The sequence below is a fragment of the Serratia sp. JUb9 genome (assembly GCF_014298095.1).
GTDB lineage: Bacteria > Pseudomonadota > Gammaproteobacteria > Enterobacterales > Enterobacteriaceae > Serratia_B > Serratia_B rhizosphaerae.
Map to the genome: position 1 here is coordinate 3,052,252 of NZ_CP060416.1, position 12,716 is coordinate 3,064,967.

Genomic DNA, 12,716 nt, shown 5'->3' on the forward strand with positions numbered 1-12,716 from the left:
CTGGTTAAATTTGGTGTCGTAAAAACTCATAAAGCTGGCGCGAATCATAGCGCCACAAATGGGCGGTATTGACCGGCAATAACGGCATCAGCGCGTTACTGATCAACACCTCTTCTGCCGCCGCCAGCGTTTCCGGCGGCTCGGCGACGTAATGCAGCGTATATTCGCTGTCCGTCAGTAACTCAATCACCCGGCGACGCATTAAACCCGCCACGCCCGACTGACTCAAATCGGGGGTATATACCGCTTTCCCCTTACGCCAGAATAAATTAGCCGCACAGCATTCCACCAGCAGCCCTGCGGTGTCAAGCACCAGCGCCTCGTCGGCGTCAGTCTGCTCAAGATGCGCACGGATCAACACCTGTTCCAGCCGGTTCAGATGTTTAATGCCCGCCAGCAGCGGGTTACGCGCCAGCGGCACCGGGCTTAGCGCCAGGCTGACGCCCTGCTCGCGCCACTGCAGGTAGTGCTGCGGATACGCACCGCATGACACGATACGGGTTGGCTGCTCACAGCCGGCAGGACTATAGCCGCGCCCGCCGACGCCCCGCGTCACGATGGTTTTGACCACGCCAAGCGGGATTGATTCTGCCGCCTGACGCATTTCCTGCTCTAGTGCCGCCCAGTCCAGCGACGGCAGCAGCAGGCGCTGTGATGCCTGCTGCAGGCGTTCAAGATGCCAGGACAGCAGATCTATCCGGCCATCAACCACGCGTGCGGTGGTAAAGCAGCCGTCGCCGAACTGTATACCGCGGTCGCCAGCCGCCAGCGCGTCACTCTGCGCTCCATTAATCCAGTACATAGCACTTTCCCCTGCTTCCCGTATCTCGGCGTACAGGATAACAGGCGCAGCGGGCCAGATCCCGGACGACAGACGTAAAAAAGCCCGGTATAAACCGGGCTTTTAATCTAGAGTGCAACCACGTTACACGCGACGGAAAATCAACGAGCCGTTGGTGCCGCCAAAACCGAAGGAGTTACACAGCGTGTACTCCATATCTTTGGTCTGACGCGCTTCATTCGGCACGAAGTCCAGATCGCAACCTTCATCCGGGTTATCCAGGTTGATGGTTGGCGGCACGGCCTGATCGCGCAGCGCCAGCACGGTGAAGATCGACTCAATCGCCCCCGCCGCCCCTAACAGGTGACCGGTCATGGATTTTGTCGAACTTACCATCACGTGTGCGGCATCGGCGCCAAATATCGATTTCACCGCCTCTGCCTCGGCCTTATCGCCTGCCGGGGTAGAGGTACCGTGAGCATTGATATAATCGATCTGTCCGGCATTCAGGCCGGCATCGCTCAGGGCATTCGCCATCGCCAATGCAGCGCCCGCGCCGTTTTCCGGTGGTGACGTCATGTGGTAGGCATCGCTGCTCATACCAAAGCCGACCACTTCCGCATAAATTTTAGCACCGCGTTTTTTCGCATGTTCGTACTCTTCGAGCACCATCATGCCTGCACCGTCGCCCAGAACAAAACCGTCACGGTCTTTATCCCAAGGGCGGCTGGCGGCCTGCGGATCATCATTGCGGGTGGAGAGCGCGCGTGCGGCGCCGAAGCCGCCTACGCCTAATGGCGTACTGGCTTTTTCCGCCCCGCCGGCCAGCATCACGTCGGCATCATTGTAGGCAATGATACGCGCCGCATGGCCGATATTGTGCACGCCGGAAGTACAGGCGGTGGCAATCGAAATGCTCGGCCCACGCATGCCATACATGATGGTCAGGTGGCCAGCAATCATATTAACGATGGTCGACGGCACGAAGAACGGGCTGATCTTGCGCGGACCGCCGTTAACCAGCGAACTGTGGTTTTCTTCAATCAAACCCAGGCCGCCAATGCCGGAGCCAATCGCGGCGCCAATACGGCAGGCGTTAGCCTCGGTGATGTCCAGCCCGGCGTCCTGCATGGCCTGCATGCCGGCAGCAATACCGTACTGGATAAACAGATCCATCTTGCGCGCATCTTTGCGGGAGATGAAATCTTCGCAATTAAAATTCTTTACTAGGCCGGCAAACTTGGTTGCATAGGCAGTAGTATCGAAATGGTCAATCAGGCTGATGCCACTCTGACCGGCAAGAAGTGCGTTCCATGTGGACTCGACCGTGTTGCCGACAGGAGACAACATGCCCAGTCCAGTCACAACTACTCGACGCTTAGACACGTTTGTCCTCCAAGGAGGGATAATATGACACTAGGATAGAAAAACTTAGGCGGTCGAGTGACCGCCTAGATATGTTCGCTTACTGCTGGCTAGCGTTGATGAAATCAATAGCTGCCTGAACAGTAGTGATTTTCTCAGCTTCTTCGTCTGGAATCTCGGTGTCGAATTCTTCTTCCAGTGCCATTACCAGTTCAACGGTGTCAAGAGAATCGGCGCCCAGGTCTTCAACGAAAGAAGCGCTATTTACCACTTCGTCCTCTTTAACACCCAGTTGCTCAACAATGATTTTCTTAACGCGTTCTTCGATAGTGCTCATACTCTTAAATTTCCTATCAAAACTCGCTTTCGCGATGGTTTTCGTAGTGTATAAAATGTTGAAAAAGATGCAACTAAATCCCGGCTGGTCAAACCACGATTTTACGCTATTTTGCGGTTTTTACCTCAAATAACGCAAATGGTTTTCGCATTTTTTAGACCATGTACATGCCGCCATTGACATGTAAGGTCTCACCGGTGATATAGCCAGCCTCATCAGAGGCTAAAAATGCAACAGCGCTGGCGATTTCTTTAGCATCCCCCAGACGATTAGCCGGTACAGATGCCAAAATGCCTGCACGCTGTTCTTCTGTCAACGCCCGTGTCATGTCCGTTTCAATAAAACCGGGCGCCACGACGTTGACCGTAATGCCACGAGAAGCAACTTCACGTGCCAAGGACTTGCTAAAGCCGATCAGGCCGGCTTTAGCCGCCGCATAGTTTGCCTGCCCTGCGTTCCCCATGGTGCCAACCACGGAACCGATGGTGATGATACGGCCAAAACGCTTTTTCATCATAGCTCGCATTACCGCTTTTGACAGACGGAATACGGAAGTCAGATTGGTGTCCAGGATATCCTGCCACTCATCGTCCTTCATACGCATCAGCAGATTATCACGCGTAATACCGGCATTATTCACTAAAATGTCGATTTCGCCAAATTCTGCGCGAATAGATTCTAAAACGCTGTCGATAGATTGCGCATCAACCACGTTCAATTTGAACCCTTTACCGCTCGCGCCCAGATAGTCGCTGATGGCTTCAGCGCCTTTGTCACTGGTCGCCGTGCCGATCACCTTGGCGCCGCGCGCAACAAACGATTCCGCAACAGCACGGCCAATACCGCGGCTGGCGCCGGTGACCAGAACAACTTTTCCTTCGAAGCTCATTGTTTTCCTCTTTATTGTGCAAGCGCCGCCGACAGAGTGGCGGGATCGTTGATCGCCGCCGCCGTCATCGTGTCAACGATGCGCTTGGTCAGGCCGGTGAGCACCTTGCCCGGGCCGACTTCCAGCAGAGAGCTCACGCCCTGCGCTGAGATAAATTCTACGCTTTCCGTCCAACGCACCGGGCTGTACAGCTGGCGCACCAGCGCGCTGCGGATCGCCTGCGGATCGGTTTCGATCTTCACGTCGACGTTGTTCACCACCGGGATCTGCGGCGTATTGAAGGTCACCGCCTCCAGCGCTACGGCCAGTTTGTCGGCCGCCGGCTTCATCAGCGCACAGTGGGAAGGCACGCTGACCGGCAGCGGCAGCGCGCGCTTGGCTCCGGCCGCTTTACAGGCCGCACCTGCGCGTTCGACCGCTTCTTTATTACCGGCAATCACCACCTGACCCGGCGAGTTGAAGTTAACCGGAGACACCACCTGCCCTTCGGCCGCATCGGCGCAGGCTTTGGCGATGGCGTCATTGTCCAGGCCGATAATTGCGTACATGGCGCCGGTGCCTGCCGGCACCGCTTCCTGCATCAGTTTGCCGCGCAGCTCGACCAGACGCACCGCCTCCTGGAAATCCAGAACGCCGGCGCACACCAGCGCAGAATATTCGCCCAGGCTGTGGCCCGCCATCAGCGCCGGCGCTTTACCGCCCTGCTGCTGCCATACGCGGAAAATCGCCACCGAGGCGGCCAGCAGCGCAGGCTGCGTCTGCCAGGTTTTATTCAGCTCTTCAGCCGGGCCCTGCTGCACCAGTTGCCACAGATCGTAGCCCAGCGCAGCAGATGCCTCGCTGAACGTCTGCTCAACAACGGGAAATTCAGCGGCCAGTTCGGCCAGCATGCCAACGGTCTGCGACCCCTGGCCCGGAAAAACAAAAGCAAATTGCGTCATTTTTATTTCCTGTCAATCAGAAACGAACCAGCGCCGAACCCCAGGTAAAGCCGCCGCCGAAAGCTTCAAGCAGCACCAGCTGGCCGCGCTGAATACGTCCATCGCGCACGGCTTCGTCCAGCGCCGCAGGTACCGAGGCGGCGGAGGTGTTGCCGTGTCTGTCGAGCGTCACCACCACTTTGTCCATCCCCATACCCAGTTTTTTCGCCGTCGCGCTGATGATGCGCAGATTGGCCTGATGCGGCACCAGCCAGTCCAGCTCGCTGCGGTCCAGGTTGTTGGCGTTCAGCGTTTCATCGACGATATGCGCCAGTTCGGTGACCGCCACTTTGAAGACTTCATTGCCCGCCATGGTGACATACGCCGGCTTGTCTTTATCCTGACGGTCTTTGTACGCCAGCGTCAACAGATCGCCATAATGGCCGTCCGCATGCAGATGGGTGGACAGGATGCCCGGCTGCTCGGAAGCCCCCAGCAGCACCGCGCCCGCGCCATCGCCGAACAGGATGATGGTGCCGCGGTCTTCAGGATCCAGCGTACGCGACAGCACGTCAGCGCCAATCACCAACGCATGCTTCACCGCACCGTTTTTGATGTATTGATCGGCCACGCTCAGCGCATAGGTAAACCCGGCGCAGGCCGCCGCAAGATCGAACGCCGCGCAGTCTTTAATGCCCAGCATATTCTGAATCTGGCAGGCAGAGCTCGGGAAGGCGTGGCTGGATGTGGTGGTCGCCACAATAATCAGACCGACATCTTCCTTGGCCACGCCGGCCATCGCCAGCGCATTGGACGCCGCCTCGAAGCCCATGGTCGCCACGCTTTCACCAGCGGCGGCGATACGACGCTCACGGATACCGGTACGCGTTACAATCCACTCGTCCGAGGTATCCACCATTTTTTCTAAATCAGCATTGGTGCGCACTTGTACGGGTAAATAACTCCCCGTACCGAGAATCTTTGTATACATGTACGATCAGTCACTCTTGGGTAATACAGCCTCAAGGCGCGCCGCAATCCGGTTGGGGATTTGCCGCTGCACCGCCTGCACAGCCTGTTCAATAGCTACCGCAAACGCCTTTTGGTTCGCAGCGCCGTGGCTCTTGATTACGGTGCCCCGCAATCCTAACAGACATGCACCATTATACTGGTCGGGGTTCAGGTGGCCGAAGCGTTTCGCCACCCGTTTTTGTAACCAACGGCCCAACAATTTTAACCACCACGCCTGCCTGCCACCGTCGCCTGACGATTTCAGCAGCGATAAAAATAGCCTTATTACGCCTTCCATTGTCTTCAGCGTAACATTGCCGACAAAGCCGTCGCAGACCATAACATCGGTTTTACCTGTGAGCAGATCATTGCCTTCCAGATAACCAATATAGTTGATTGTCGGAGTTTTTCTTAATACAGCGGCGGCTTCGCGAATATTATCTAAACCTTTGCTCTCTTCTTCGCCGATATTCAGCAGCGCCACGCGCGGCTGTGAGATACCGACCACCTCTTCCGCCATCACGGCGCCCATCACGGCAAACTGCACCAGCATCGTGCTGTCGCATTCCACATTCGCGCCCAGATCGAGCACCACTGTTTTACCATGTTGCTGATGCGGAAGCACCGTCATCAACGCCGGACGCTCAATGCCGTCCAGCGGCTTGAGCAACAGTTTGGCCAGCCCCATCAGCACGCCGGTATTGCCGGCGCTGACGCACGCCTGCGCTTCACCGTTTTTTATCAGCTCCAGCGCCACGCGCATAGACGTGCCGCGGCTGGCGCGGATCGCCTGAGAAAGCTTGGCGTCGCCGGCGATTACCGATGTAGCGGGCACGACATGCAGACGCTCCAGCAAATGCGGATCGGCTTTGGCGAGTAAGGGGGAGATTGCGTCGGGATCGCCGACTAGCAGAAGATGGAGTTGTAAATTAGAGGCCAGTGCCTGCAATGAAGCAGGCACTGTGACGCAGGGACCGAAGTCCCCGCCCATAGCATCTAACGCCAGGGTTAGACGAGTCAAGGTATCGCTAACTTAGCCGATAACCTTGCGACCGCGGTAGAAACCGTCGGCAGTGATGTGGTGACGACGGTGGGTTTCACCAGATGCTTTGTCTACAGACAGGGTAGTCGTAGTCAGCGCATCGTGTGAACGACGCATGCCACGCTTGGAACGGGTTGGTTTGTTCTGTTGTACGGCCATGGACCTTACTCCTCGATTACTTACGCTTTAAACTGGCTAATACGGCAAACGGATTCGGTTTCTCCGCCTCTGCAGGCAGTTTGCCAAATACCATGTCCGCTTCGGACACTTCACAGTGTTCAGATTCATGTACCGGAACGACAGGCAGTGAAAGAATAATTTCGTCTTCAATCATTGCCAACAGATCGACTTCGCCAAACTCGTCAACTTCGATCGGTTCGTACGCTTCCGGTAATGCCTCAGCCTGCTCATCATTGACGACCGGGCTAAAACAATATGTTGTGTGTACATGATGCTGGAACGGCTCGCCGCAGCGCTGACACGATAACGTGACCGTGACATCTGCCTGACCGGTGATAACCGCCAAACGCTGGTTGTCGATATCAAACGACAATTCAGCGACAACATCGCTGTCCACACTGACCACGGACTCGGCAACACGGGTAACCTGCTCAGGCGCATAGACACCAACATAGTCCAGGCGTTTCTGAGCGGTACGTACCGCATCAATGGTCAAGGGTAATTTTACCTTTTGCATAGGGCGCGCATATTAACTTTGTAACGACATAGAGTCAAAGAAAAAGGCCGTGAAAACGGCACCTTTCACCAATATTCGCTTCCGCAGCGGCCGACAGTTTAAAATGCTGCCACCATTTACGCTACGGTTTACGAAAAAAATTATGCAACAACTTCTTCTGGCCTCCACCTCCCCTTACCGCAAAATGCTGCTGGAAAAACTGCATTTGCCCTTTATCACCGCCGCGCCGCAGGTGGATGAAGCCCCCCTGCCGGGCGAAAGCGCCGAAGCGCTGGTGTTGCGGCTGGCCGCCGCCAAGGCACAGGCGTTGGCGGACGCCTACCCCGATCGCCTGATCATCGGTTCCGATCAGGTGTGCGTGCTGAACGGACAGATTACGGGCAAGCCGCACAGCGAGCAGCAGGCCTGTGAACAGCTGCGCCAGGCCAGCGGCAATATCGTCACCTTCTATACCGGCCTGGCGCTGTACAACAGCCGCACGCAGCATCTTCAGGCGGTCTGCGAGCCGTATCAGGTGCATTTCCGCCCTCTCGGCGCGGAGGAGATCGCCAACTATGTGCGTATCGAACAGCCGCTGAACTGCGCGGGCAGTTTCAAAAGTGAGGGGCTGGGCATTGCCCTGTTCGACAAACTGACGGGCCGCGATCCCAACGCGCTGGTCGGGCTGCCGCTGATTACCTTGTTGGAGATGTTGCGGGCCGAAGGGATCAGCCCGCTGGCATAATGCTTACTGCTGCGCCTGTTTGCGCAGCTGCTTCAGGCAGTGGCGCAGTTGGTCATCCATCGGCGCTTCAATACGCAGCGTTTCGCCGCTGGCCGGATGTTCGAAGCGCAGCGCCGCCGCATGCAGGAACAGCCGTTTCAGACCGGTCGGCGCCAGCTGACGGTCAAACTCCCGGTCGCCGTAGCGATCGTCACAGGCGATCGGGTGGCCGGCGTGCAGCGTATGCACGCGGATTTGGTGGGTGCGCCCGGTGATCGGGCTGGCCTTGACCAGCGTGGCGAACGCGAAGCGCTCCTCGACCTTGAAGCGGGTTTCGGACGGTTTGCCTTCACTGCTGACCCGCACCACCCGTTCGCCGCTTTGCAGAATATTCTTCAGCAGCGGCGCCTGCACCGCTTTGCAGTGGGACTGCCACTGGCCGCGCACCAGCGCCAGGTAATCCTTCTGCATGGTTTTTAGCCGCAACTGCTCATGCAGCGCACGCAGCGCCGAGCGTTTTTTCGCCACCAGCAGCACGCCGGAGGTATCGCGATCCAGCCGATGCACCAGCTCCAGGAAGCGTGCCTCCGGACGCAGCGCGCGCAGCCCTTCGATCACGCCGAAGCTCAGGCCGCTGCCGCCGTGCACCGCCGTGCCGGACGGTTTGTTCAGCAACAGCACATGGTCGTCTTCATACAGGATGCAGTCGGCCAGCGCCGCCACTTTATCCAGTTTGGCGGACACCGGCGCCTCTTCGCGCTCGGCCACGCGCACCGGCGGTACGCGCACCACGTCGCCGGCCGCCAATTTATATTCCGCCTTGATGCGCCCTTTGTTGACCCGCACCTCGCCCTTGCGCACGATGCGGTAAATCATGCTCTTCGGCACGCCTTTCAGGCGGGCAAGCAGAAAATTGTCGATTCTCTGACCCGCTTCGTCGTCAGAAACCGTGATGAATTGTACTGCAGGATTGTTCGTTTTCATGGGGCGGGATTCTAAATACAGCAGGTAAATAGCGCCACCTCTTTTTATATGCTTAACTGTCAGTCTGAGTGCGGAAGTCGCCGCAGTGAACAATAAGGCAGCAAGCCGGTTTGATCGTTTGCGATTTCTTCCGCAGTTAAGGCAAAGTCACCTTGCTATAACGGTATCAGCAGTGGAATAATGAGTTCGCTTTCCGCGTTGATTCTCGTTAAAGCAGAGTAAAATGCGGAATTACCAAGGTTTGTCTGATAACGCAAAAACGCAGCAATGGCGTAAGACGTAATGCGATATCAAACAATTAGCGGGCTGCGGGTTGCAGCTTGGCCGGCAAATGGAATGTGATCTGTCGACGTAAATCAGAGGCTATTCCCCGAGTAAAAGTGCTGTTTTTCACAAAGAAAAACAGGCTTACCGAGATAATGCGCCCCTATGCAGGCGACAACCGGGAGGTTGACGACTTTGCGAGAAGACACGGGGTTTTCGGTTTTAACCCGGCCATAGAGGTTATGCCCAAATAATTCAGGTGGCGCTAAAGCGGCGACCGCGCACACGTCCGGCAACATGGGCGGATGCGAGAGAAGGCCGCGACGCAAGGCAACCTGAACGATGACGGATATATTGCCCGCAGCTCTGTCGATAATGTAAAAAATAACGAGTAAGTTAAGATGAAAAGAATGTTGATTAACGCAACTCAACAGGAAGAGTTGCGTGTTGCCCTTGTAGATGGACAGCGGCTGTACGATTTGGATATCGAAAGCCCGGGTCATGAGCAGAAAAAAGCGAACATTTACAAAGGCAAAATCACCCGTATCGAACCAAGTCTTGAAGCAGCGTTTGTTGACTACGGCGCAGAACGACATGGTTTCCTTCCTCTTAAAGAAATCGCCCGCGAATACTTCCCTAACAGCTATTCCTCCCATGGCCGCCCCAACATCAAAGATGTGCTGCGCGAAGGCCAGGAAGTGATCGTACAGGTTGATAAAGAAGAACGCGGCAACAAAGGCGCCGCTCTGACCACCTTTATCAGCCTGGCCGGCAGCTATCTGGTGTTGATGCCGAACAACCCGCGCGCCGGCGGTATTTCCCGCCGCATCGAGGGCGACGACCGCACCGAACTGAAAGAAGCGCTCTCTTCACTGCAACTGCCCGACGGCATGGGCCTGATCGTCCGCACCGCCGGCGTCGGCAAATCCGCCGAAGCGCTGCAGTGGGACCTGTCGTTCCGTCTCAAGCACTGGGAAGCCATCAAGAAAGCCGCCGAAGGCCGCCCTGCACCGTTCCTGATTCACCAGGAAAGCAACGTTATCGTCCGTGCCTTCCGCGATTACCTGCGTCCTGACATCGGTGAAATCCTGATCGATAACCCGAAAATTCTCGATCTGGCGAAAGAACACATTGCCGCGCTGGGACGCCCGGACTTCAGCAGCAAAATTAAAATGTACAGCGGTGAAATCCCGTTGTTCAGCCACTACCAGATTGAGTCGCAGATCGAATCCGCTTTCCAGCGTGAAGTGCGCCTGCCTTCCGGCGGTTCCATCGTTATCGACACCACCGAAGCGCTGACCGCGATCGACATCAACTCCGCACGCGCCACCCGCGGCGGCGATATCGAAGAAACCGCATTCAACACCAACCTGGAAGCGGCGGATGAGATTGCCCGTCAGCTGCGCCTGCGCGACCTTGGCGGCCTGATCGTCATCGACTTTATCGACATGACGCCGGTACGCCACCAGCGCGAAGTAGAGAACCGCCTGCGTGATGCGGTGCGTCAGGATCGCGCACGCATTCAGATCGGCCGTATTTCCCGCTTCGGCCTGCTGGAGATGTCCCGTCAGCGCCTCAGCCCGTCGCTGGGCGAGTCCAGCCACCACGTCTGCCCGCGCTGTAACGGCACCGGCACCGTGCGTGACAACGAATCGCTGGCGCTGTCCATCCTGCGTCTGATTGAAGAAGAAGCGCTGAAGGAAAACACCAAAGAGGTGCACGCCATCGTGCCGGTTCAGGTTGCTTCTTACCTGCTGAACGAAAAACGTGAATCCGTCAGCGCCATCGAAAAACGTCAGGCCGGCGTGAAAGCCGTCATCGTGCCGAACGATCAGATGCAAACCCCGCATTACTCAGTACTGCGCGTGCGCAAAGGTGAAGAAACGCCAACCTTGAGCTATCTGCTGCCGAAGCTGCATGAAGAAGAGATGGCGCAGCCGCCGGAAGAGATCCCGATGGAACGTAAGCGTCCGGAGCAACCGGCGCTGGCTTCCTTCTCTCTGGCCGCCGATGCGCCGCCGCCGGCGGCTGAACCCGCCACGGCGAAGAAACCGACCGCCAGCCAGCCGGCTGCGCCAGCCGCAGCGCCAGGCCTGCTCAGCCGCTTCTTCAGCGGTCTGAAATCGCTGTTCGCCGGTGAAGAGCCGCAGCCCGTCGCGGAAGAGAAACCGGTTGAAACCGCGAAAAGCAGCGGCGGCGAGAACCGTCGTCAGGATCGTCGTAATCAGCGTCGTCAGGGCTCTGGCCGTAAAGAGCGCGGTGAACGTAGCGAGCGCGGTGAACGTGGTGAACGTGGTGAACGTAGCGATCGCAATGAGCGTGGTGAGCGTAAAGAGCGCGGTGAAGGCCGTGAGCGCGACAACCGCGAATCTCGTGACGAGCAGCGCCGCAATCGCCGTAACGCCGCGAATAACGCGCCGGTAGCCAGCGATGCGCCAGTTGATGAAGCCGCAAAAGCGCAGCGCGAAGAGCAACAGCAGCAGCGCCGCGAGCAGCGCGCCGAGCGTCAGCGTCGTCGTCAGGAAGAGAAGCGCCAGGCACAGCAAGAAGCGAAGCAGCAGGAGAAGGCCACCGTCGCACCGGTAGCTGCCGCTGAAGAAGATAAGGAAGAGCGCCATCAGCAACCGGCTCAGCGTCGTCAACGCCGCCAGCTGTCGCAGAAGGTGCGTATCCTGTCAGCAGAAGAAGAACTGCAGCGCGCTGCGGAAGAGCTGCTGGCGCCAAAAGCACCGGCGGAAACCGCTGAGGAAGCCAAAGCGCCTGCGGCAGACGACAGCGTTAAACTGCTGCCGGAAACCGTAGCCACCACCGGCGAAGAAGACACGCAGGAAAACCGTAACGGTGAAAACGGCATGCCGCGCCGCTCACGTCGTTCACCGCGTCATCTGCGCGTGAGCGGCCAGCGTCGTCGTCGTTACCGCGACGAGCGTTATCCGACCCAGTCGCCGATGCCGCTGACGGCTGCGTTTGCCTCTCCGGAAATGGCGTCTGGCAAGGTCTGGATCGGTTACCCTGTCACAACAGCTGCGCAAGCGGTTGAAGAGACTGAGGTTAAGCGCCAGCCTAGCGTCACAGCCGAACAGCAGCCGGTAGCGGAAGTTGCCGCCAGCGTTGCTGCGCCGGCAATCGTCGCCGCCCAGGAAGAGGTTCAGGTTCCAGTCGCCGCCGCTAACGTCGAACCGGCTGAAAGTGCGCCAGTTGCCGCGCCACTGCAGGAAGAGGCCAAAGCGCCGCAGCCGGCAGCCGTTGAGGCACCGGCCGACGTCGCCAGCGATGTTCAGCCTGCGGCTGAGGCCACACCGGCCCCGGCTCAGCCTGAAGAGCAGCCTGTGCCTGCCGCCGCTGAACCGGCAGCCGACGAAACTGCCGTTGAAGAAGCTGAAGAAAAAGCGGTAGCTGCAGAGAAGGCCGTTGAGGAACCGACCATTGCGGCGCCAGCCGAAGCGGTCGTCAGCGAACCAGCTCCGCAGACGGCAAGCGATGAGGCAGCGGCAGCCCCTGCGCCAGTCATCGCGGCTCAGCCGGCAGAGACGCGTTACAAGCACATCGCCAGCGCACCGATGACCAAAGCGCCTGCCCCGGCTTATCAGCCGGAAGCGCCGAAGCACAGTGACTGGCAGCGTCCGGCCTTTGATTTTGAAGGCAAAGGCAGCGCCGGTGGCCACTCGGCGGTAAACCAGGCCACCGCCCCGGCCACCAAGCCACAGCCGGTTAACGATTAAG

General features: G+C 57.9%; 12 protein-coding genes. 2 read left to right on the forward strand and 10 right to left on the reverse strand.

What is annotated here, in order from left to right; all coding sequences use genetic code 11:
* Positions 1–4: 4 nt before the first annotated feature.
* The 9 genes from pabC to yceD all read right to left on the reverse strand — a co-directional run bounded on the left by pabC (position 5) and on the right by yceD (position 7,042).
* Positions 5–802, reverse strand: coding sequence for an aminodeoxychorismate lyase (gene pabC / locus HF675_RS14475; protein ID WP_187043288.1), 798 nt, complete (start codon positions 800–802; stop codon positions 5–7).
* A 123-nt stretch (positions 803–925) separates the two neighbouring features.
* Entirely contained in the window at positions 926–2,167 is a 1,242-nt protein-coding gene (fabF, locus tag HF675_RS14480; RefSeq protein ID WP_105230733.1) for a beta-ketoacyl-ACP synthase II, read from the reverse strand.
* Between the two features lie 79 nt (positions 2,168–2,246).
* Positions 2,247–2,483 (reverse strand): acyl carrier protein, encoded by a 237-nt coding sequence (gene acpP, locus HF675_RS14485; protein ID WP_015671952.1) that lies wholly within the window; start codon positions 2,481–2,483, stop codon positions 2,247–2,249.
* A 154-nt stretch (positions 2,484–2,637) separates the two neighbouring features.
* Positions 2,638–3,372 carry a 3-oxoacyl-ACP reductase FabG gene (gene fabG / locus HF675_RS14490; RefSeq protein WP_105230732.1) on the reverse strand — a complete coding sequence of 245 codons (735 nt, stop codon included), beginning with the start codon at positions 3,370–3,372 and terminating at the stop codon, positions 2,638–2,640.
* 11 nt (positions 3,373–3,383) lie between these two features.
* Positions 3,384–4,313, reverse strand: a complete 930-nt coding sequence (gene fabD, locus HF675_RS14495; RefSeq protein ID WP_187043289.1) for an ACP S-malonyltransferase — start codon at positions 4,311–4,313, stop codon at positions 3,384–3,386.
* A gap of 16 nt (positions 4,314–4,329) precedes the next feature.
* Positions 4,330–5,283 carry a beta-ketoacyl-ACP synthase III gene (locus tag HF675_RS14500; protein ID WP_187043290.1) on the reverse strand — a complete coding sequence of 318 codons (954 nt, stop codon included), beginning with the start codon at positions 5,281–5,283 and terminating at the stop codon, positions 4,330–4,332.
* Between the two features lie 6 nt (positions 5,284–5,289).
* Positions 5,290–6,324 (reverse strand): phosphate acyltransferase PlsX, encoded by a 1,035-nt coding sequence (gene plsX, locus HF675_RS14505; RefSeq protein ID WP_105230729.1) that lies wholly within the window; start codon positions 6,322–6,324, stop codon positions 5,290–5,292.
* A gap of 12 nt (positions 6,325–6,336) precedes the next feature.
* A complete protein-coding gene (gene rpmF / locus HF675_RS14510) occupies positions 6,337–6,504 on the reverse strand; it encodes a 50S ribosomal protein L32 (RefSeq protein ID WP_015671947.1) in 168 nt (55 codons plus the stop codon).
* A 16-nt stretch (positions 6,505–6,520) separates the two neighbouring features.
* Positions 6,521–7,042, reverse strand: a complete 522-nt coding sequence (gene yceD, locus HF675_RS14515; RefSeq protein ID WP_105230728.1) for a 23S rRNA accumulation protein YceD — start codon at positions 7,040–7,042, stop codon at positions 6,521–6,523.
* Positions 7,043–7,184: 142 nt separating this feature from the next.
* Here yceD and HF675_RS14520 point away from each other — a divergent pair, with 142 nt between their 5' ends.
* Positions 7,185–7,766, forward strand: coding sequence for a nucleoside triphosphate pyrophosphatase (locus HF675_RS14520; RefSeq protein ID WP_145961135.1), 582 nt, complete (start codon positions 7,185–7,187; stop codon positions 7,764–7,766).
* 3 nt (positions 7,767–7,769) lie between these two features.
* Here HF675_RS14520 and rluC read toward each other — a convergent pair whose 3' ends face one another.
* Positions 7,770–8,729 carry a 23S rRNA pseudouridine(955/2504/2580) synthase RluC gene (gene rluC, locus HF675_RS14525; protein ID WP_105230727.1) on the reverse strand — a complete coding sequence of 320 codons (960 nt, stop codon included), beginning with the start codon at positions 8,727–8,729 and terminating at the stop codon, positions 7,770–7,772.
* A 665-nt stretch (positions 8,730–9,394) separates the two neighbouring features.
* Here rluC and rne point away from each other — a divergent pair.
* Positions 9,395–12,715, forward strand: a complete 3,321-nt coding sequence (gene rne / locus HF675_RS14530) for a ribonuclease E (protein WP_187043291.1) — start codon at positions 9,395–9,397, stop codon at positions 12,713–12,715.
* Position 12,716 lies beyond the last annotated feature (1 nt).

Bases quoted from the DNA above. Each gene is read 5' to 3' on its own strand.
- yceD (WP_105230728.1), bottom strand. From the start codon at position 7,042: ATGCAAAAGGTAAAATTACCCTTGACCATTGATGCGGTACGTACCGCT.
- fabD (WP_187043289.1), bottom strand. From the start codon at position 4,313: ATGACGCAATTTGCTTTTGTTTTTCCGGGCCAGGGGTCGCAGACCGTT.
- HF675_RS14520 (WP_145961135.1), top strand. From the start codon at position 7,185: ATGCAACAACTTCTTCTGGCCTCCACCTCCCCTTACCGCAAAATGCTG.
- rne (WP_187043291.1), top strand. From the start codon at position 9,395: ATGAAAAGAATGTTGATTAACGCAACTCAACAGGAAGAGTTGCGTGTT.
- rluC (WP_105230727.1), bottom strand. From the start codon at position 8,729: ATGAAAACGAACAATCCTGCAGTACAATTCATCACGGTTTCTGACGAC.
- HF675_RS14500 (WP_187043290.1), bottom strand. From the start codon at position 5,283: ATGTATACAAAGATTCTCGGTACGGGGAGTTATTTACCCGTACAAGTG.
- rpmF (WP_015671947.1), bottom strand. From the start codon at position 6,504: ATGGCCGTACAACAGAACAAACCAACCCGTTCCAAGCGTGGCATGCGT.
- pabC (WP_187043288.1), bottom strand. From the start codon at position 802: ATGTACTGGATTAATGGAGCGCAGAGTGACGCGCTGGCGGCTGGCGAC.
- fabG (WP_105230732.1), bottom strand. From the start codon at position 3,372: ATGAGCTTCGAAGGAAAAGTTGTTCTGGTCACCGGCGCCAGCCGCGGT.
- acpP (WP_015671952.1), bottom strand. From the start codon at position 2,483: ATGAGCACTATCGAAGAACGCGTTAAGAAAATCATTGTTGAGCAACTG.